Source organism: Phycicoccus sp. DTK01, from assembly GCF_017312765.1.
Lineage (GTDB): Bacteria > Actinomycetota > Actinomycetes > Actinomycetales > Dermatophilaceae > Phycicoccus > Phycicoccus jejuensis.
Window position 1 is genome coordinate 366,366 of record NZ_BOPU01000002.1, and the last position, 18,173, is coordinate 384,538.

Annotated in this window: 14 protein-coding genes and 1 riboswitch; of the genes, 10 read left to right on the plus strand and 4 right to left on the minus strand. The window is 75.8% G+C overall.

From position 1 onward, the window contains the following. Positions 1–76 precede the first annotated feature (76 nt). Together J3473_RS05505 and hutH are read left to right on the plus strand one after the other, a co-directional pair. Complete coding sequence (locus tag J3473_RS05505; protein ID WP_207022255.1) at positions 77–1,951, plus strand: ABC transporter ATP-binding protein; 1,875 nt, start codon at positions 77–79, stop codon at positions 1,949–1,951. Positions 1,952–2,147: 196 nt separating this feature from the next. Continuing rightward, the gene (gene hutH / locus J3473_RS05510) at positions 2,148–3,722 is read left to right on the plus strand and encodes a histidine ammonia-lyase (protein WP_207022256.1); all 1,575 of its coding nucleotides are present in this window, start codon (positions 2,148–2,150) and stop codon (positions 3,720–3,722) included. Positions 3,723–3,825: 103 nt separating this feature from the next. On the opposite strand, the gene J3473_RS05515 is transcribed toward hutH, so the two are convergent. Next, positions 3,826–4,509, minus strand: coding sequence for a bifunctional 2-polyprenyl-6-hydroxyphenol methylase/3-demethylubiquinol 3-O-methyltransferase UbiG (locus J3473_RS05515; RefSeq protein ID WP_207022257.1), 684 nt, complete (start codon positions 4,507–4,509; stop codon positions 3,826–3,828). A gap of 176 nt (positions 4,510–4,685) precedes the next feature. On the opposite strand from J3473_RS05515, the gene hutU reads away from it, so the two are divergent. Further along, entirely contained in the window at positions 4,686–6,341 is a 1,656-nt protein-coding gene (gene hutU / locus J3473_RS05520; protein ID WP_207022258.1) for a urocanate hydratase, read from the plus strand. 88 nt (positions 6,342–6,429) lie between these two features. Here hutU and J3473_RS05525 read toward each other — a convergent pair whose 3' ends face one another. Further along, positions 6,430–6,909 carry an aminoacyl-tRNA deacylase gene (locus tag J3473_RS05525; protein ID WP_207022259.1) on the minus strand — a complete coding sequence of 160 codons (480 nt, stop codon included), beginning with the start codon at positions 6,907–6,909 and terminating at the stop codon, positions 6,430–6,432. Positions 6,910–7,014: 105 nt separating this feature from the next. Between J3473_RS05525 and J3473_RS05530 the strand changes: the two genes are divergently transcribed. From J3473_RS05530 to hutI, 3 genes are read left to right on the plus strand one after another with little or no spacing between them, the layout of a single operon-like run. Next, the gene (locus J3473_RS05530) at positions 7,015–8,259 is read left to right on the plus strand and encodes an allantoate amidohydrolase (RefSeq protein ID WP_242525703.1); all 1,245 of its coding nucleotides are present in this window, start codon (positions 7,015–7,017) and stop codon (positions 8,257–8,259) included. Beyond that, entirely contained in the window at positions 8,256–9,581 is a 1,326-nt protein-coding gene (locus J3473_RS05535; protein ID WP_207022260.1) for a formimidoylglutamate deiminase, read from the plus strand. Before J3473_RS05530 ends, J3473_RS05535 begins: the two co-directional genes overlap by 4 nt. Then, positions 9,578–10,822: an imidazolonepropionase gene (gene hutI / locus J3473_RS05540; protein ID WP_207022261.1), complete on the plus strand. Its 1,245-nt coding sequence runs from the start codon at positions 9,578–9,580 to the stop codon at positions 10,820–10,822. Before J3473_RS05535 ends, hutI begins: the two co-directional genes overlap by 4 nt. On the opposite strand, the gene J3473_RS05545 is transcribed toward hutI, so the two are convergent. Next, positions 10,815–11,093 carry a DUF4235 domain-containing protein gene (locus tag J3473_RS05545; protein ID WP_030526364.1) on the minus strand — a complete coding sequence of 93 codons (279 nt, stop codon included), beginning with the start codon at positions 11,091–11,093 and terminating at the stop codon, positions 10,815–10,817. The genes hutI and J3473_RS05545 overlap by 8 nt on opposite strands. A gap of 85 nt (positions 11,094–11,178) precedes the next feature. Beyond that, positions 11,179–11,282, plus strand: a riboswitch (TPP riboswitch). Between the two features lie 90 nt (positions 11,283–11,372). On the opposite strand from J3473_RS05545, the gene J3473_RS05550 reads away from it, so the two are divergent. The 4 genes from J3473_RS05550 to J3473_RS05565 all read left to right on the plus strand — a co-directional run bounded on the left by J3473_RS05550 (position 11,373) and on the right by J3473_RS05565 (position 16,530). Next, positions 11,373–12,068 carry an ECF transporter S component gene (locus tag J3473_RS05550; RefSeq protein ID WP_030526365.1) on the plus strand — a complete coding sequence of 232 codons (696 nt, stop codon included), beginning with the start codon at positions 11,373–11,375 and terminating at the stop codon, positions 12,066–12,068. 4 nt (positions 12,069–12,072) lie between these two features. Next, on the plus strand, positions 12,073–14,310 hold the full coding sequence (locus tag J3473_RS05555; protein WP_207022262.1) for an ATP-binding cassette domain-containing protein: 2,238 nt from the start codon (positions 12,073–12,075) through the stop codon (positions 14,308–14,310). Positions 14,311–14,544: 234 nt separating this feature from the next. Continuing rightward, positions 14,545–15,804 (plus strand): MFS transporter, encoded by a 1,260-nt coding sequence (locus J3473_RS05560; RefSeq protein WP_242525705.1) that lies wholly within the window; start codon positions 14,545–14,547, stop codon positions 15,802–15,804. Positions 15,805–15,834: 30 nt separating this feature from the next. Beyond that, complete coding sequence (locus J3473_RS05565; RefSeq protein ID WP_242525706.1) at positions 15,835–16,530, plus strand: DUF5701 family protein; 696 nt, start codon at positions 15,835–15,837, stop codon at positions 16,528–16,530. Positions 16,531–16,661: 131 nt separating this feature from the next. On the opposite strand, the gene J3473_RS05570 is transcribed toward J3473_RS05565, so the two are convergent. Then, positions 16,662–18,125, minus strand: a complete 1,464-nt coding sequence (locus tag J3473_RS05570) for an MDR family MFS transporter (RefSeq protein WP_242525707.1) — start codon at positions 18,123–18,125, stop codon at positions 16,662–16,664. Positions 18,126–18,173 lie beyond the last annotated feature (48 nt).

Consider the following 18,173-nt stretch of genomic DNA (forward strand, 5'->3'; position numbering starts at 1 on the left):
TGGTAGCGCGAGGTCGTGTGTTGGGCTCATTGTGAGGTAGCCTCAGCAATAGCACGACCGAGAAGGAGGGGTGCCCGTGACAGCGGCCCCGACCCAGACCCCCGCCCGCCCCGCGGCGCGCCACGACGCGGGAGGCCGCGGCGGACGCGGCGTCCTCTCCGTCGACCCGCGCGACCGCGCCCGCCTCGAGGAGGCGCCGGTCCGCCTGCGCCGCGTCCTCGACCTCTTCGCGCCGCACCGTGGCCGCATCGCCGTCGTCGTCGGCATCATCGTCGTCACGAGCGTCGTCGGGCTCGCCCAGCCGTTCCTCGTCCGCGAGGTCGTCGACGTCGCCATCCCGCAGCAGGACGTGCGGCTCCTCGTGCTCGCGGTCGCCGCGATGGTCACCGTCGCCGCCGTCACCCAGCTGCTCGGCGTCGTGCAGACCTGGCTCTCGACCCAGGTCGGCCAGCGCGTCATGCACGGCCTGCGCACCACCGTCTTCACCCACCTCCAGCGCCAGTCGCTCGGCTTCTTCACCCGCACCCGCGGCGGCGAGGTGCAGTCGCGCCTCGTCAACGACGTCGGCGGGATGCAGGGCGTCGTCACCTCGACCGCGACGTCCATCGCCTCGAACGTCACGACCGCCGTCGCCACCGCGGTCGCGATGGTCGCGCTCTCGTGGCGCCTGTCTCTGCTCTCGCTCCTCGTCGTGCCGCCGGCGATCTGGCTGACCCGCAAGGTCGCGCTGATGCGCCGCGAGGTCACCGCCCGCCAGCAGCGCCGGCTCGCCGACCTCAACGCCCAGATCGAGGAGGGGCTGTCGGTCTCGGGCATCCGCCTGGCGAAGACCCTCGGCACGACCTCGCACTCGGCACGGCGCTTCGCCGACACCTCCGAGGACCTCGTCGGGCTGGAGCTGCGCTCGCAGCTCGCCGGGCGCTGGCGCATGGCGACGATGCAGATCGTCTTCGCGGTCATCCCCGCGCTCGTCTACCTCGCAGCCGGGCTGCCGGCGACGTCCGGCGGCATGACCATCGGCACGCTCGTCGCCTTCACCGCGCTGCAGGGCGGCATCTTCCGCCCGCTCATGGGGCTGCTCAACGTCACCGCGCAGTGGGTGGCCTCGATGGCCCTGTTCTCGCGCGTCTTCGAGTACCTCGACCTCGTGCCGGACGTGCCCGCGCCGACGCACCCCGTGCCGATGGACCCCGCGCGGGTCGCCGGCCACGTGCGGGTCGAGGGCGCGACCGTGCGCTACCCCGGGTCGGTGCGCGACGCGCTGTCGGGCGTGACGCTGGACGTCCCCGCCGGGTCGACGCTGGCGCTCGTCGGGGCGACCGGCTCCGGCAAGTCCACGCTCGCCGGGCTCCTCGGGCGGCTGCTCGACCCCGACGCCGGCCGGGTCACGGTCGACGGGGTCGACGTCCGCGACCTCGATCCCGACGTGCTCGCGTCCGTCGTCGGGACGGTCTCGCAGGAGAGCTACCTCGTCCACGCGACCGTCCGCGAGAACCTGCTGCTCGCCCGGCCGGAGGCGACCGAGGCCGAGCTCTGGCGGGCGCTCGGCGCGGCCCAGGTCGCCGACCTCGTCGCGTCGCTGCCCGAGGGGCTCGACACGGTCGTCGGGGCGCGCGGCCACCGGTTCAGCGGCGGCGAGCAGCAGCGGCTGGCCGTCGCCCGGACCATCCTGCGCGACCCGCCGGTGCTCGTCCTCGACGAGGCGACCTCCGCCCTCGACACCGCCACCGAGCGCGCGCTGCAGTCGGCGCTCGACGAGCTGGCCCGCGGGCGCACGACGGTGACCATCGCCCACCGGCTCTCGACCGTGCGGCGCGCCGACCGCATCGCCGTGCTCGACGCCGGCCGGGTCGTCGAGTCCGGGACGCACGACGAGCTGCTCGCCCTCGGTGGCCGGTACGCCGACCTCGTCGCCGCCGCGGAGGGCGCCCCCGCCACCGTCCCCGCCTGACGTCAGCCACACGGACCCCACGCGTATCGGGTGACCCGATACGGCCGCGCTCCACCCGAGTTCCGTTCCCGGGTGGAGCGCAGGGTTGTCGGGTCACCCGATACGCGTGTGGTGAGACTCGGTCGGTCTCGGGTGCGAGACACGATGGTGCCCCGCGTGCTGGCCGGCGCGGCGCACCGGCCCTCCAATGGGAGGCATGACCGTGACCCCCGCCGCCTCTGCCGTGCTGCCCGACCGCGTCGTCGTCGGCGCCGGTCCGCTGACCGTCGAGGAGGTCGTCGCGGTCGCCCGCCACGGCGCCCGGGTCGTCCTCGACGACGCCGCGCTGGCCGAGGTCCGCCGCACCCGGGGGATCATCCGGGACCTCGCCGACGACACCGTGCCGCACTACGGCATCTCCACCGGCTTCGGCGCGCTCGCGACCCGGCACATCCCCGTGGACCTGAGGCACCGGTTGCAGCGCAGCCTGATCCGCAGCCACGCGGCGGGGTCGGGGCCCGAGGTCGAGCGCGAGGTCGTGCGCGCGCTCATGCTCCTGCGGGTCGCCACGCTGGCCACCGGGAGCACCGGCGTCCGCGAGGAGACGCTGCGCACCTACGCCGGGATGCTCGACGCCGGCATCACCCCGGTCGTCCACGAGTACGGCTCGCTCGGCTGCTCCGGCGACCTCGCGCCGCTGTCGCACTGCGCCCTCGCGTTGATGGGAGAGGGCGAGGTCCGCGACGCCGCGGGGGAGCGGATGCCCGCCGCCGACGCGCTGGCGGCCGCCGGCCTCGCGCCCGTCGAGCTCGAGGAGAAGGAGGGGCTCGCGCTCGTCAACGGCACCGACGGCATGCTGGGGATGCTCTGCCTCGCCCTGCACGACCTGCGCGGGCTGCTCGTCGTCGCCGACGTCGCCGCGGCCATGTCCGTCGAGGGGCTGCTCGGCACCGACGACGTCTTCGCCGCCGACCTCCACGCGCTGCGCCCCCAGCCGGGACAGGCGGTGTCGGCCGCGAACATCCGCAAGGTGATGGCGCACAGCCCGATCCGCGAGTCGCACCGCACGGAGGCGTGCACCCGCGTCCAGGACGCCTACTCGCTGCGCTGCGCCCCGCAGGTCGCCGGCGGCGCCCGCGACACGCTCGACCACGCCGCCCGTGTCGCCGGGTACGAGCTCGCCTCCGCCGTCGACAACCCGGTGGTCACGCCGGACGGCCGGGTCGAGTCCAACGGCAACTTCCACGGCGCTCCCGTCGCCTACGTCCTCGACTTCCTCGCGATCGTCGCCGCGGACGTCGCCTCGATGTCCGAGCGCCGGACCGACCGGTTCCTCGACGTCGCGCGCAGCCACGGCCTGCCGCCGTTCCTCGCCGACGACCCGGGCGTCGACAGCGGCCACATGATCGCGCAGTACACGCAGGCGGCCATCGTGTCGGAGATGAAGCGCCTCGCCACGCCGGCGTCGGTCGACTCCATCCCGTCCTCGGCGATGCAGGAGGACCACGTCTCGATGGGCTGGTCCGGGGCGCGCAAGCTGCGTCGCTCCGTCGACGGCCTCGCCCGGGTGCTCGCCGTCGAGGTGCTGACGGCGGCCCGGGGACTGCAGCTGCGCGCGCCGCTCGAGCCGGCGCCGGCCACCGGGGCGGTCGTCGCGGCCCTCACCGCCGCCGGGGCCGGCGAGCCCGGCCCGGACCGCTTCCTCGCGCCCGAGATCGAGGTCGCGCACCGGCTCGTCGTCGACGGCACCGTCCGCCGCGTCGTCGAGGAGCACACCGGCCCCCTCGCCTGACCCACCGGCACCTTCCCTCCCTGTCCTCCCTCACCGCGAACGCGTGTGAAATCGCCGGGGGCCCCCGGCGATTTCACACACGTTCGGGGAAGGTGGAGGGGTCTCAGGGGGTGCGGGTGGCGCGGACGACGAGGTCGTCGTGGTGGTGGGCGCCCGACCCGCCGCTGATGCTCCGCGGCCGGCGCTCCGGCCCGACGACGTCCCAGCCGTCGCCGAGGCCCGCCGCGACCCCGGCCGGTGAGAGCAGCAGGTCGGGGTCGAAGCCGTGCTCGATGGCGCGCTCGCGGTCGACGTCGGCGTGGTGGACGAACACGAGCGTCCCGCCGGGGGCGACGAGCGCGGCCAGGCGCTCGACCGGCCCGGTCTCGAGGTCGAGCGCGGGGTAGAACACCGCCACGAGGTCGAAGCCGCCCGCGGGCAGGTCGGCCTCGGCCAGCCCGGCGTGGACCCAGTCGACGAGCACGCCCGACGCCTCGGCGGCCGCCCGGGCACGCGCCAGAGCCACCCCGGACGGGTCGAGCGCGGTCACGGTCCAGCCCCGGGTCGCCAGCCACACGGCGTCGGCGCCCTCGCCGCAGCCGACGTCGAGCGCCCGCGCCGGGGTCAGCGTGGCGGCCTCGACGGTCAGCGCGTGGTTGGGCTCACCGCTCCACACCCGGTCGAGCTCGGCGTACCGCGCGTCCCAGACGGACTCGTCGTCGCGCAGTGCCCGGCCGTGCGTGGGGTCCGGGTCGGGGTGTCCGTGGTGGTCAGCGCCGCCGTGCCGGTGCGTCTCGTGCGTCGTCATGCCCCGAGTCTGCTCCGGGAGGCGCCACCGCGTGGGCATCCCGTTGCCGTTCCGGCAACGACGGTGCCCGGCCGATGCCGGCGCGTCTCGCATCCCAGACGCCACCGCCCGTCGCCCGCTCCCGGCCGGCCCGGCACGCCGCGACAGTGGGATGACTGCGACGAAGGAGACCCGAGATGGACGGCGCCCGCCCGGTCCGCGCACCCCGCGGCACGACCCTGACCGCCCGCCAGTGGAGCACCGAGGCCCCGCTGCGGATGCTCATGAACAACCTCGACCCCGAGGTCGCCGAGCGGCCCGACGACCTCGTCGTCTACGGCGGCACCGGCCGGGCCGCCCGCGACTGGCGCTCGTTCGACGCGATGGTCCGCACGCTGACCACGCTCAAGGCCGACGAGACGATGCTCGTGCAGAGCGGTCGCCCGGTCGGCGTCATGCAGACCCACGAGTGGGCGCCGCGCGTGCTCATCGCCAACTCCAACCTCGTCGGCGACTGGGCGACCTGGCCCGAGTTCCGCCGCCTCGAGCACCTCGGCCTGACGATGTACGGCCAGATGACGGCCGGCTCGTGGATCTACATCGGCACCCAGGGCATCGTCCAGGGCACCTACGAGACCTTCGCGGCCGTCGCCGAGAAGCGCTTCGGCGGCACGCTCGCCGGCACCCTCACGCTGACTGCCGGCTGCGGCGGGATGGGCGGCGCGCAGCCGCTCGCGGTGACGATGAACGGTGGCGCCTGCCTCGTCGTCGACGTCGACCCCGCCCGCCTCCACCGCCGGGTCGAGCACCGCTACCTCGACGAGGTCGCCGACTCGCTCGACGACGCCGTCGAGCGGGTGCTGCGCGCCAAGGACGAGCGGCGCGCCCTGTCGGTCGGCGTCGAGGGCAACGCGGCCGAGGTCTTCCCCGAGCTGCTGCGCCGCGGAGTGCCCGTCGACGTCGTCACCGACCAGACCAGCGCCCACGACCCCCTCTCCTACCTCCCGGAGGGCATCGGCCTCGACGAGTGGGCCGAGTACGCCGAGAAGAAGCCCGAGGAGTTCACCGACCGCGCCCGCGCGTCGATGGCCCGCCACGTCGAGGCGATGGTCGGCTTCCTCGACGCCGGCGCCGAGGTCTTCGACTACGGCAACAGCATCCGCGACGAGGCGCGCCAGGGCGGCTACGACCGCGCGTTCGACTTCCCCGGGTTCGTGCCGGCGTACATCCGGCCGCTGTTCTGCCAGGGCAAGGGCCCGTTCCGCTGGGCCGCGCTCTCGGGCGACCCGAAGGACATCGCGGCCACCGACCGCGCGGTCCTCGACCTCTTCCCCGACGACGACCGCCTGCACCGCTGGATGCGTGGGGCGCAGGAGCGCATCGCGTTCCAGGGCCTGCCGGCGCGCATCTGCTGGCTCGGGCAGGGCGAGCGCGACAAGGCCGGCCTGGCCATCAACGACCTCGTGCGCACCGGCGAGGTCAGCGCGCCCGTCGTCATCGGCCGCGACCACCTCGACACCGGGTCGGTCGCGAGCCCCTACCGCGAGACCGAGTCGATGCTCGACGGCTCCGACGCGATCGCCGACTGGCCGCTGCTCAACGCGCTCGTCAACACCGCGTCCGGCGCGAGCTGGGTCTCGATCCACCACGGCGGCGGCGTCGGCATCGGCCGCTCGCTGCACGCCGGCCAGGTGAGCCTCGCCGACGGCACCGACCTCGCCGCGCAGAAGCTCGAGCGGGTGCTGACCAACGACCCCGCGATGGGCGTCATCCGGCACGTCGACGCCGGCTACGAGGAGGCCGAGCGGACCGCCGAGGCCCGGGGCGTCCGCGTCCCCATGCGCGAGTCCTGAGCCTCCCATGCCGACTTATTGCCCATCTGCCACCTCGATGAGCCCGAATCGGCCCCCGCGAGGTGGCGGATGGGCAAGAAGTCGGGTCTCAGCGGGGGGTGACGGGGTCGGTGACGTCCGCGACGTCGGCGTCGAGGGCGGCGACCAGGGCGTCGGCCCCGACGGTGGCCGCGACGCCGTGCGCGCCGGCGCCGATGGATACCGTGCGCCCGGTCAGCGTCGCGTCGGCGACGACCGGCAGGCGCCGCAGCGCCCCGAACGGGGTGATGGTTCCGCGCTCGTAGCCCGTGACGTCGCGGGCGACGTCGGCCGGCGGCATCGAGAGCCGGTTGACGCCGAGGTGCGCCCGCAGCTTGGGCCACGAGATCTCGCGGTCGCCCGGGACGAGGACGAAGAGGTGGTCGTCGTCGCCGCGGCGCACGACGAGCGTCTTGACGATGCCCGACGGCTCGACCCCGCGCAGCCGGGCCGCCTCCTCGAGCGAGCCGACGCGACCGTGGCTCGTGATGTCGTACGCGAGCCCCGACTCGGCGAGGGCGGCACGTGCGCGGTCGGCTCCGTCATCCATCCGCCCAGCGTAGGACCGGTGCCCGGGCGGGCTCGTCTCGCACCCAAGACAATCGGCCTGCACCTCCGCCACCACGCCCCCGGCCGAGTTGGTGCAATGGGGTCCATGTCCAACAGGTCGGCATCTCCGGGGGGAACCCTCGCCTTCCGCCGGATGTGGGCCGACCTCGAGACCGTGGGGCTGGACGCCGACACCGGGGGGTACCGGCGCTTCGCGTGGACGCGCACCGACCACGACCTGCGCGAGTGGTTCGCCGGCGAGGCGCAGGCCCGCGGGCTGGACCTCACGACCGACCGGATGGGCAACCAGTGGGCCTGGTGGGGCGACCCCGACGCCGCCGTCGCGGCCGGTGACCCCGGGCTCGTCCTCGGCTCGCACCTCGACTCCGTGCCCGACGGCGGCGCCTTCGACGGCCCCCTCGGTGTCGTCAGCGCGCTGGCGGCCATCGACGAGGTGCGGGCGAGCGGCCTGACGCCGTCCCGCCCGGTCGGGGTCGTCAACTTCGCCGACGAGGAGGGCGCCCGCTTCGGGGTGGCCTGCGCCGGCTCCCGCGTCATCACCGGTGTGCTGTCGCCCGACCGCGCCCGGGGCCTCAAGGACGCCGACGGCGTGACGATGGCCGAGGCGCTGCGGGCCTCCGGACGCGACCCCCACGAGCTCGGGCCCGATCCCGAGACGCTCGCCCGGGTCGGCACCTTCGTCGAGCTGCACGTCGAGCAGGGCCGTCTCCTCGACGACCTCGGCCACGCGGTCGGCGTCGGGAGCGACATCTGGCCGCACGGCCGCTGGCGCATCGACGTGCCGGGCGAGGCCAACCACGCCGGCACGACCGCCCTCGACGTGCGCGAGGACGCGATGCTCGGTCTCGCCGCCGCGATCATCTCGGCCCGCCGCTCGGCCGAGGAGCACTCCTGCCTCGCGACGGTCGGGAAGGTCGACGTCGTGCCCGGCGGCGTCAACGCCATCGCCAGCTGCGCCACCGCGTGGCTCGACGCCCGCGGCGCCGACCCCGACGCCGTGCGCCGGGTCGTCGCCGACGTCCGCGACGTCGTGGCGGACTTCGACGCGCTCGTCACCGAGGAGTCGTGGACGCCCGTCACGGACTTCGACCCGGTGCTGACCCGCCGGCTCGCCACGCTCCTCGGCGGCGTCCCCGTCATCGGGACGGGCGCCGGCCACGACGCGGGGATTTTGGCGAATGCCGGTGTGCCGACGACGATGTTGTTCGTGCGCAACCCGACCGGCGTCAGTCACAGCCCCGACGAGTGGGCCTCGGCCGACGACTGCCTCAGCGGCGTGGCGGCCCTCGCCACCGTCGTCGCCGACCTCGCCGGGCCGCCTGCTGCATGAGCACGTTCTGGTGCGAGCACGCGGTGCTCCCCGGTGGTGCCCGTCGCCACGTCCGGGTCACGACCGAGCGCGGACGCATCCTCGAGGTGCTCGCCGAGCAGCCGATGCAGCCCGGCGACACCGTCCTGCGCGGGCTCGTCCTGCCCGGCCTCGCCAACGCCCACAGCCACGCGTTCCACCGGGCGCTGCGCGGGCGGACGCACGGCGGCGGCGGCAACTTCTGGACCTGGCGCGAGGGCATGTACGCCCTCGCCGGCCGGCTCGACCCCGACTCCTACCGCGCCCTCGCCACGGCCGTCTTCGCCGAGATGGTCCTCGCCGGCTACACGGCCGTCGGGGAGTTCCACTACCTCCACCACGGAACCGGCGGCACCCCGTACGACGACCCCAACGCGATGGGCCTCGCGCTCGTCGACGCGGCGCGGGCGGCGGGCATCCGGCTGACCCTCCTCGACACCGTCTACCTCTCCGGCGGCCTGACCGGCTCCGGCCACGTGCCGCTCGACGAGGTGCAGCAGCGCTTCTCGGACGGCTCCGCCGAGGGATGGCTCGAGCGGGTCAGCGCCCTCGACGCCGACGAGGACTGGCGGGTCGGGGCGGCCGTGCACTCGGTGCGCGCGGTGCCGCTCGACGACCTGGCCGTCGTCGGTGACGTCGCGGCGCGCGAGCACTGGCCGCTGCACGCCCACGTGTCCGAGCAGCCCGGTGAGAACCTCGCGTGCGAGTCCTTCTACGGCCGCACCCCGACCCGCCTCCTCGCCGAGGAGGGCCTGCTGACCGCCGAGACCTCGCTGGTCCACGCGACGCACCTGACCGACGACGACATCGGCATCATCGGCGGCGTGGAGGCCACGGCCGTCTTCTGCCCGACGACCGAGCGCGACCTCGCCGACGGCATCGGCCCGGCCCGCGCGCTGGCCGACGCGGGGGCGCACCTCGCCGTCGGCTCCGACCAGCACGCCGTCGTCGACCCCTTCGAGGAGGTGCGCGGCGTCGAGATGCACGAGCGGCTGACGACCCTCGAGCGCGGCCGCTTCGCACCCCTCGACCTGCTCGCGATGGGCACCCTCGACGGCTACCGCTCGCTCGGCTGGACCGACGGCGGGCTCGTCGCCGGCGGCCACGTGGCCGACCTCGTCGCGATCCGCACCGACAGCCCGCGGACGGCCGGCGCGGCGCTCGACCAGGTCCTCTACGCAGCGACCTCCGCCGACGTCACCGACGTCGTCGTCGGCGGCGAGCACGTCGTCAGCGCAGGCGTGCACCGGCTCGGCGACGTGGGTCGGCTCCTCGCCGAGGCGATCTCGACGGTCCGCCGATGAGTACCGCTGCGACACAGGCCGGCCCACAGGGTTCGCGCCTCGTCACGGGCATCACGCAGCTCGTCACCTGCGCCGGGCCGGACGGCGACACGCCCGTCGACGACCTCTCCACGCCGGCCGAGCAGCGCCTCGGCATCCTCACCGACGCCGCCCTCGTCGTCGAGGACGGCCGCGTCGCGTGGCTCGGGCCCGCCGCGCACGCCCCGGCGGCCGACCACGTGACCGACCTCGGCGGCCGCGCCGTCGTCCCAGGGTTCGTCGACAGCCACAACCACCTCGTCCACGCCGGCGACCGCTCCGCCGAGTTCGCCGCCCGGATGGCCGGCACCCCCTACGACGGCGGCGGCATCGGCGTCTCGGTCGCGGCCACCCGGGCGGCCTCCGACGACGAGCTGCGGGCGCTGCTCGCCGCCCGCGTGGCCGAGGCCCGCGCGCTCGGTACGACGACCCTCGAGGTCAAGAGCGGCTACGGCCTGACCGTCGAGGACGAGGTGCGCGCGCTGCGCCTCGCCGGCGAGGTCACGCCCGAGACGACCTTCCTCGGCGCGCACGTCGTGCCGCCGGAGGCCCGCGCCGACCGCGCCGGGTACCTCGACCTCGTCACCGGGCCGATGCTCGCCGCGTGCGCCCCGCTCGCCCGCTGGGTCGACGTCTTCTGCGAGCCGAACAGCCCCCACGCGTTCACCGGCGAGGAGGCCCGCGCCGTCCTCGTGGCCGGCCGCGACGCCGGGCTCGGGCTGCGCGTCCACGGCAACCAGCTCGGCCCCGGCCCGGGGGCGCGCCTGGCCGTCGAGCTGGGCGCCGCGAGCGTCGACCACTGCACCTTCCTCGACGACACCGACGTCGCCGCCCTCGCCGACGCGGCCGCCACGACCGTCGCGACCCTCCTGCCGGGCGTCGAGTTCTCGACCCGGATGCCCTACCCGGACGCGCGCCGCCTGCTGGACGCCGGGGTGGACGTGGCGCTGGCCTCGGACTGCAACCCGGGCACGTGCAACACCGCCTCGATGCCGTTCGTCGTCGCGCTCGCCGTCCGGGAGCTGCGGATGACCGCGGCCGAGGCGCTCGTCGCCGCGACCGTCGGCGGGGCGCGGGCCCTGCGCCGCACCGATGTGGGCCGCATCGCCGTGGGCGGCCCCGCCGACCTCGCGGTCCTCGACGCACCGGGCCACGAGCACCTGGCCTACCGGCCGGGGATGCCCGTGGCCCGCGCGCTGCAGCCCGGGGGCGGCGTCAGCTGATCGGCTGCGTCTTGATCTCGGTGGGCAGGTGGCCGGCCGAGCGGCGGTAGTACTGCGCGGCCTGGCGCTCGGTGAGCGTGCGGGCGGCGCCGACGGCCAGACCCATCGCGGCGGCGTACGCCAGCGCCTTGACGGCCGGTGCGTCGGGGTTCTTCGGGTTGATCTCGTCCTGCCCGGCCTTGGCCCAGACGATGTTGACGAGCTTCGTGGCGACGATCCCGGCGAGGATGGGCCCGCCGGTCCCGAGGATCTTCCAGGCGAGCTTTCCCATGCTGGTCCTCTCGATGGATCCGCAGGTCAGGCGGCTGCCCGACCGGTCCTCGCCACTCTAGTGCGCGCGGGGATATGCTCGGGGGGTCCAACGACAGGGGAGCGCCCAGGCGCTGAGAGTGCGGTCCGACCGCAGACCCTCGAACCTGATCCGGTTAGCACCGGTGGAGGAAGTCGGGAAATCTCAGGTGTGCTCCGTCGTCGCCGGCCCTCCGGGTCCGCGCGCCGGCGGGTCACCCCTCCCCGAGGTCGCACACCGACCACGGGAGAAGCACTGCACATGGCCATCACCACCGACGCGCCCGCGCGTCGATCCGTCACCGCGACCGGGCGCCTGGCGTCCTGGCGCACCGTCGACATCATCACCGTCGCGTTCCTCGGTGCCGCGTTCGGCATCGTCTTCTGGGGCTGGGCCTTCGCCTACGAGCCCCTGAGCAAGCTCGTCACCGTCGCGTACGTCCCGCTGACCGGGCTGTTCGCCGGCACCTGGTTCCTCGCCGGCGTCGTCGGCGGGCTCGTCGTCCGCCGGCCCGGCGCCGCCCTCTTCTGCGAGGTCGTCGCCGCGCTCGTCTCGATGCTCCCGGGCACCCAGTGGGGCGCGAGCACGCTCGTCAGCGGCGTCCTCCAGGGCCTCGGCGCCGAGCTCGCGTTCGCGCTGCTCGGCTACAAGGCGTGGGGTCCCGGCGCGGCGATGCTCGCCGGCGCCCTCTCGGCCCCCCTCGAGTGGGTCTTCGAGGTCGTCAAGTTCCCCGCCTCGTGGGCCGACCTGCCGGTCCTCGGCTCCCTCGCCGGGGGTGGTGGCTGGTACGCCGAGCTCGTCCTGCGCGACAAGATCGCCTACCTCGGCGCGCTCGGGGTCTCGGGTGCCGTCATCGCCGGCGGGGTCGGGTGGCTGCTCACCCGGCAGCTGGCCCGGGCGGGGGCGCTGTCGGCGTTCCCGGCCGGCCAGGAGGTCCGGGAGGCCCGGGCTGTCTGACACCGTGCGCACCGCGCGCCGCGGCCACGTCGAGGTGGCCGGGCTCACCTGGCGACCCGTCGGCCGGCGCGAGCCCGTGCTGCGCGACGTGACGCTCACCCTGCGCCCCGGCGAGCGGGTCCTGCTCGCCGGGGCGTCCGGGGCGGGCAAGTCCACCCTGCTGCGCGCCCTCACGGGGATGCTCGGCTCGCTCGAGCCGGGCGACCTGGAGGGGGACGTCACCCTCGACGGCGTCGCCCCCGGCGACCGCCCCGGCGCCGTCGGGCTCGTCCTCCAGGAGCCCGGCAGCGGCGTCGTCGCCGCGAGCGTCGGGCGCGACGTCGCGTTCGGCCTCGAGAACGTCGGCGCGGACCCGGCCGGGATGCCCGCCGTCATCGAGCGCTCGCTGACCGCCGTCGGCCTCGGCGACCTGCCTCTCGACACCCCCACGTCGGCGCTGTCGGGCGGGCAGACCCAGCGGCTCGCCCTCGCCGGCACGCTCGCCCTCGACCCCTCCCTCGTCCTCCTCGACGAGCCGACGGCGATGCTCGACCCCGCCTGCGCCGCCGAGGTGCGGGCCGCCGTCGCCGCGCTGTCGGCCGACGACCCCCGCACGCTCGTCGTCGTCGAGCACGTGCTCGGCCCGTGGGTCCCCCTCGTCGACCGGCTCGTCGTGCTGTCCGCCGACGGCCGCGTCGTCGCCGACGGCCCGGTCGCGGAGGTGCTGGCCACGCAGCGCGACGTGCTGCTCGCGATGGGCCTGTGGGTCCCCGAGGAGCCCGCGCCGGCCCCCCTCGAGGTCGACCCCGGGCTGCTCGCCGCCGTCCCCTCGACCGCCGGCGCCGCCCTCACCGCCGACCCGCTCGCCGTGGACCGCACGGTGCGCCTCGTCGACGGCTCGACCCGCACCCTCCGGGCCGCCACGCTCGACGGGCCGCTGGGGGCGTCCCCCGGCGACCTCACCGTCCTCGTCGGCCCGAGCGGCTCGGGCAAGTCGACGGTCCTCGCCGCGCTCGCCGGCTTCCTCGACCCCGTCCCCGACGGCGCCGTCCGGCTGGGTGCCGGCGAGCACGCCGCCGACCCCCGGCGCCTCGGCGCCCCGGCCCTCGCCGCCCGCCTCGCGTGGGTGCCGCAGTGGGCGAGCTCCACGCTCGTCGCCCGCACCGTCCTCGACGAGGTGCTCACGACCTCCCGCGCCCTCGGCCGTCAGGGCCCCGCCGAGGAGGCCCGCGCGCTCGCCCTCCTCGACGCCCTCGGGCTCGCACCGCTCGCCGCGGCCGACCCGCGCCACCTCTCCGGCGGCGAGCAGCGCCGCCTCGCCGTCGCCGCCGCGCTCCACCACGGCCCGCCCGTGCTCCTCGCCGACGAGCCGACCGTGGGCCAGGACCGGCACACGTGGGCCGCCGTCGTCGGCCTCGTCGCCGCCCACCGCGCCGCCGGGGGAGCGGTCGTCGCGGCCACCCACGACGCCGAGGTCGTCGCCCGGGCCGACCGGGTCCACCACCTCGCCGCGCCGCCACGCCCGCCGCAGGAGCCGTCGACGCGCGTGCCGCTCGCCGCGCGCTGCGGCCCGCTCGCGCTCCTCGCCGGCGCGATGCTCGGCATCCCGGCGGGCGTGGTCTCCCCGCACTGGAGCACCTCCCTCGCGGTGCTCGCGGTGCAGGTGCTGCTCGCCGTCGTGGCGCTCGCGGCCCCGGGTCCGGGCCGGGCACCGGCCGGCCGGGCCCGCCGGGTCCTCCTGCGCACCGTGCCGGGGGCGCTGGCCGCGCTGTCGACCGGCTGGTCGACGTGGTGGCTGGCCGGGCACGACGTCGACACCGCCCTCACCGTCGCCCTGCGGGTGCTCGTCATCGTCGTGCCGTCGGCCGTGCTCCTGCCGTGGGTCGACCCCGACCGCCTCGGCGACCACCTCGCCCAGCGCCTCCACCTGCCCGACCGCCCGGTCGTCGCCACGGCCGCCGCGCTGCAGCGTGTCCACACCTTCGGGGCCGTCTGGACCGAGATCGGCCGGGCCCGTCGGGTCCGCGGGCTCGGGGTGCGGCCGACCCGCCCGGGCGATGTCGCGCGCCACCTCGCGGCCTCGACGACCGGACTCCTCGTGCGCACGCTCGGTGCCGCCGTCGAGCTCGCCGTGGCGATGGACGCCCGCGGCTTCGCGACGGCCCGCCGCCGGACGTGGTGGGCGCCGGCGCCCTGGCGGCTGCGCGACACCGTGCTGCTCGCGGCGGCGGCCCTGCCGGTGGCCGCCGTCCTCGCACGCTGACCGGCCGGGCCGCGGTCGTCGCCGCGGCAAGAACCGGTCAAGATGCCGGGCGGGGTCTGGACGAGCGGCCCGGTGCCCGGGCATGCTCGGGGACGCGAGGTGCTGTCGAGACCACCTCGCGGGTGCAGGAACCGTCCGGGACCACGAGGGCCCCGGCGGCCACGACAGACGGGGCCGCGGTCGAAACGACCGCGGCCCCGCCACCGTCGGTGGGCGCGGGCATACTGGACCCTCGTGTCCGCCGAGCCCGTGAGCGCCCCCGAGGCGCGTGTCCGCATCCCCCGTGAGATCTGGGTCCTCATCGCGGCGGCCTTCGTCATCGCCCTGGGCTTCGGCCTCATCACCCCGGTCCTGCCGGGGTTCGCGCAGAGCTTCGGCGTCGGCGCGACGGCGAGCAGCGTGGTCGTCAGCGCCTTCGCGTTCTTCCGGCTCGTCTTCGCCCCCGCGGGCGGCCGGCTCATCGGCCGGCTCGGCGAACGCCCCATCTACCTCACCGGGCTCCTCGTCGTCGCCGTGTCGACCGGCGCGACGGCGTTCGCCGGCTCGTACTGGCAGCTGCTGCTGTTCCGGGGTCTCGGCGGCATCGGCTCGGTGATGTTCACCGTCTCCGCCGTGGCGCTCATCGTCCGCCTGGCGCCGCCCTCGATCCGCGCGCGGGTGTCGTCGGCGTACGCCTCGGCCTTCCTCATCGGCGGGGTCGGCGGCCCGGTCGTCGGCGGCCTGCTCGGCGGCCTCGGGCTGCGGGTGCCGTTCCTCGTCTACGCGGCGGCCCTGCTGCTCGCGGCGACCATCGTCTTCGTCTTCCTCAAGGACGCCTCGCTCCGCCCGGCCGAGGGGGCGCCGGTCCTGCCGATGATGACCGTGCGCGACGGCTGGCGCGACAGCGCCTACAAGGCCTCGGTCGTCTCGGCGTTCGCCAACGGCTGGGCGAACTTCGGCGTCCGCAACGCGATCCTCCCGCTCTTCGCCGCGGCCGTCATCGTCGACCAGTCCCTCGACCCCGCCACGCGCGAGACCCACCAGTCGCTCGTCGCGGGCACGGCCCTCGCGGTCTTCGCGGCCGGCAACGCCGTCGGGCTGACGGTCGCCGGCCGCACCTCGGACCGCATCGGGCGCAAGCCGTTCATCATCGGTGGCCTGCTCGTGTCCGGCCTCGCGACCCTCGGCACCGGCCTCGCCACCAACCTGCCGCTCCTCGTCGCGTTCTCGGTCGTCGCCGGGCTCGGGGCGGGGGCGCTCAACCCGGCGCAGCAGGCCTCGCTCGCCGACGTGGTCGGCCGCGAGCGCAACGGCGGCCCGGCCCTCGCCGCCTTCCAGATGGCCTCGGACACCGGCGCGATCATCGGCCCGGTGCTCGCCGGCACCCTGGTCGACCACGGCAGCTTCGGCCTGGCCTTCGGCGTCACCGGGGCCATCACGCTGCTCGCGGTCGTGCCGTGGGTCCGCGCCCGCGAGACCCATCCGGTGCGCCGGGTGGGGTCCTCGGCGGCCTGACCGCGGGGAACCACGCCGCGGCGGGGCGCGTTGGACGATGGCCGCTCACCGACCGGGAGGTCCGCCATCGCCGTCCAGACCGCTCCGTCCACCGCGCTCGCCGTCCTCGACCGCCAGGTCGAGACCCTGCTCCGCCTCGGCTACCCGGCGCTCGCCGGTGAGAGCGAGGCCGACTTCACCGCCCGCCTCGAGCCCCTGCGCACGGTCGCCGCACGGCTCGACCCGCTGCCCGACGCCGCCCCGGGGCACGCCCCGCTCGTCCTCGTCGTCACCGCCGCCGTCGTCGACCCCGAGCGCACGGTGCCGCTGCTGCGGCTCGCTCCGCGGGGCACCCGGCCCGGCGTCGTCGACCGCAACCACGGACCCGAGGGGCTCACGCCCTACCGGCCGATCGAGCCGGTGGTCCTGCCGGCCCCGGGCGCCTACCTGCTGCTCGACGTCGACCGCGGCGAGGAGTTCTGCGGCGTGCGTCCCGAGGAGGCGCTGCCGGTCGTCCTCGGCCGCGGTCGGACGCCGCTGACCGTCGAGGAGGGCGTCGCGGTCGTCACCCACGCACCCGGGCTGCTCGAGAAGAACCGCTGCTTCATGCTGTCCGGCTCGCGCCGCGGGGACCGGCGGGTGCCGGCGATGTGGATCAGCGAGCGGGCGCCGAAGCTCGGCTGGTGCTGGGACGGCAACCCCCACTCGTGGCTGGGGGTCGCCTCCGCCGGGAGCCGGCGGGCCTGACCACACAGGGGCCGGGCGCGGAGCCGGTCCCTACTCCAGCGCCGCGCCCGGTTCCCCTGCACCGCAAACGTACTCCCGCACGGCTCGTCCGCCGTGGAATGGCCGCGCGCGTCACCGGCGTGGCGTGCGTCTCACCCCTCGGGGCCGGCCTCGTGGACCGTGCGCGGCATGACGAAGGACGCGAGGAGCATCGTCACCGAGACCGCCGCGGCGGCGACGAAGACGGCCCCGAGCGCCGGGGCGAGGACGCCCGACGGCAGCGACTCGAGGTCGCTCGGGGTGCCCCCGAGGCGGTCGCGGACGACCGTGTTGGCCACCGCGCCGAAGGCCGCGACGCCGACCGCGCTGCCGACGGAGCGCGCGAAGATCGACGCGCTCGTGGCGACCCCGCGCTGGTGCCACGGCACGGCCGACTGGGCGGCGACGAGGGACGGGCTCGCGACGTAGCCGAAGCCCAGGCCGAGGACGAGGCAGGCGGCGGCCAGCTGCCACACCGAGCTGTCCGGGCCGACGGTCAGCAGCAGCGCCGACCCGGCGACCGCGAGGACCGAGCCGATGAGCATCGTCGCGCGGAAGCCCAGACGCAGGTAGAGGCGTCCGGACGTCGACGCGGCGACCGGCCAGCCGAGCGTCATCGCGGCGAGCGCGAACCCGGCGACGATGGCGCCCGCGCCGAGAACGCCCTGCGCGTAGAGGGGGACGTAGGAGGTGAGGCCGAGCAGCATGACGCCGACGACGAGCGAGACGAGCATCGCGCCGCCGACGACCCGGTCGCGGAAGACCCACAGGGGGAGCACCGGCTCGGCCGCGTTGCGCTCGACGACGACGAAGGCGGCGAGGACCACGGCGGCGCCGACGAACAGCCCGATGCTCACCGGCGAGCCCCACGGCCAGAGGACGCCGCCCTCGAGCAGCCCGACGAGGAGGGCCACGGTGCCGACGAGCAGCAGCAGGGAGCCCGCCCAGTCGATGCGCGGGCGCGCGGTGACGGGTCGCGGCGACTCGCTGAAGCGGCGCCAGAGCATCCAGCCGGCGGCCGCGCCGAGCGGGAGGTTGACGAAGAAGATCCACCGCCACGAGAGCGCCTCGGAGAAGAACCCGCCGAGGGTCGGGCCGACGAGCGAGCTGATAGCCCACACCGAGGCGACGTACCCCTGGACGGTCGCGCGCTCGGCGACGGAGTAGATGTCGCCGATGATCGTCATCCCGATCGGCTGGATGGCCCCGGCGCCGAGGCCCTGGACGGCCCGGAAGGCGACGAGCGAGCCCATCGACCAGGCGACGCCGCACAGCAGCGAGCCGACGACGAAGAGCGCGACCCCGACGAGCATGACGTTCTTGCGCCCGAGGAGGTCGGCGACCTTGCCGTAGACCGGCACCGACACGGCCTGCGCGAGGACGTAGATCGAGAACAGCCACGGGAACTGCGAGAGGCCGCCGAGGTCGCCGACGACGGCGGGCACGGCGGTCGCGAGGATCGTCGAGTCGATGGCCACGAGGCCGGTCGAGAGCATGACGCCGAGGAGGACCGGCCCCCGCTCGGAGCGCAGGCCGACGGCCGAGCGGGGGACGCGGGTGGCGGAGGAGGACGTCACCGGAGGGCCAACCCGTCGCCGGGCGGCGACATTCCGGGGTCCGGACGT

Bases quoted from the DNA above. Each gene is read 5' to 3' on its own strand.
- hutI (WP_207022261.1), top strand. From the start codon at position 9,578: ATGAGTACCGCTGCGACACAGGCCGGCCCACAGGGTTCGCGCCTCGTC.
- hutU (WP_207022258.1), top strand. From the start codon at position 4,686: ATGGACGGCGCCCGCCCGGTCCGCGCACCCCGCGGCACGACCCTGACC.
- J3473_RS05545 (WP_030526364.1), bottom strand. From the start codon at position 11,093: ATGGGAAAGCTCGCCTGGAAGATCCTCGGGACCGGCGGGCCCATCCTC.
- J3473_RS05535 (WP_207022260.1), top strand. From the start codon at position 8,256: ATGAGCACGTTCTGGTGCGAGCACGCGGTGCTCCCCGGTGGTGCCCGT.
- J3473_RS05515 (WP_207022257.1), bottom strand. From the start codon at position 4,509: ATGACGACGCACGAGACGCACCGGCACGGCGGCGCTGACCACCACGGA.
- J3473_RS05550 (WP_030526365.1), top strand. From the start codon at position 11,373: ATGGCCATCACCACCGACGCGCCCGCGCGTCGATCCGTCACCGCGACC.
- hutH (WP_207022256.1), top strand. From the start codon at position 2,148: ATGACCGTGACCCCCGCCGCCTCTGCCGTGCTGCCCGACCGCGTCGTC.
- J3473_RS05525 (WP_207022259.1), bottom strand. From the start codon at position 6,909: ATGGATGACGGAGCCGACCGCGCACGTGCCGCCCTCGCCGAGTCGGGG.
- J3473_RS05530 (WP_242525703.1), top strand. From the start codon at position 7,015: ATGTCCAACAGGTCGGCATCTCCGGGGGGAACCCTCGCCTTCCGCCGG.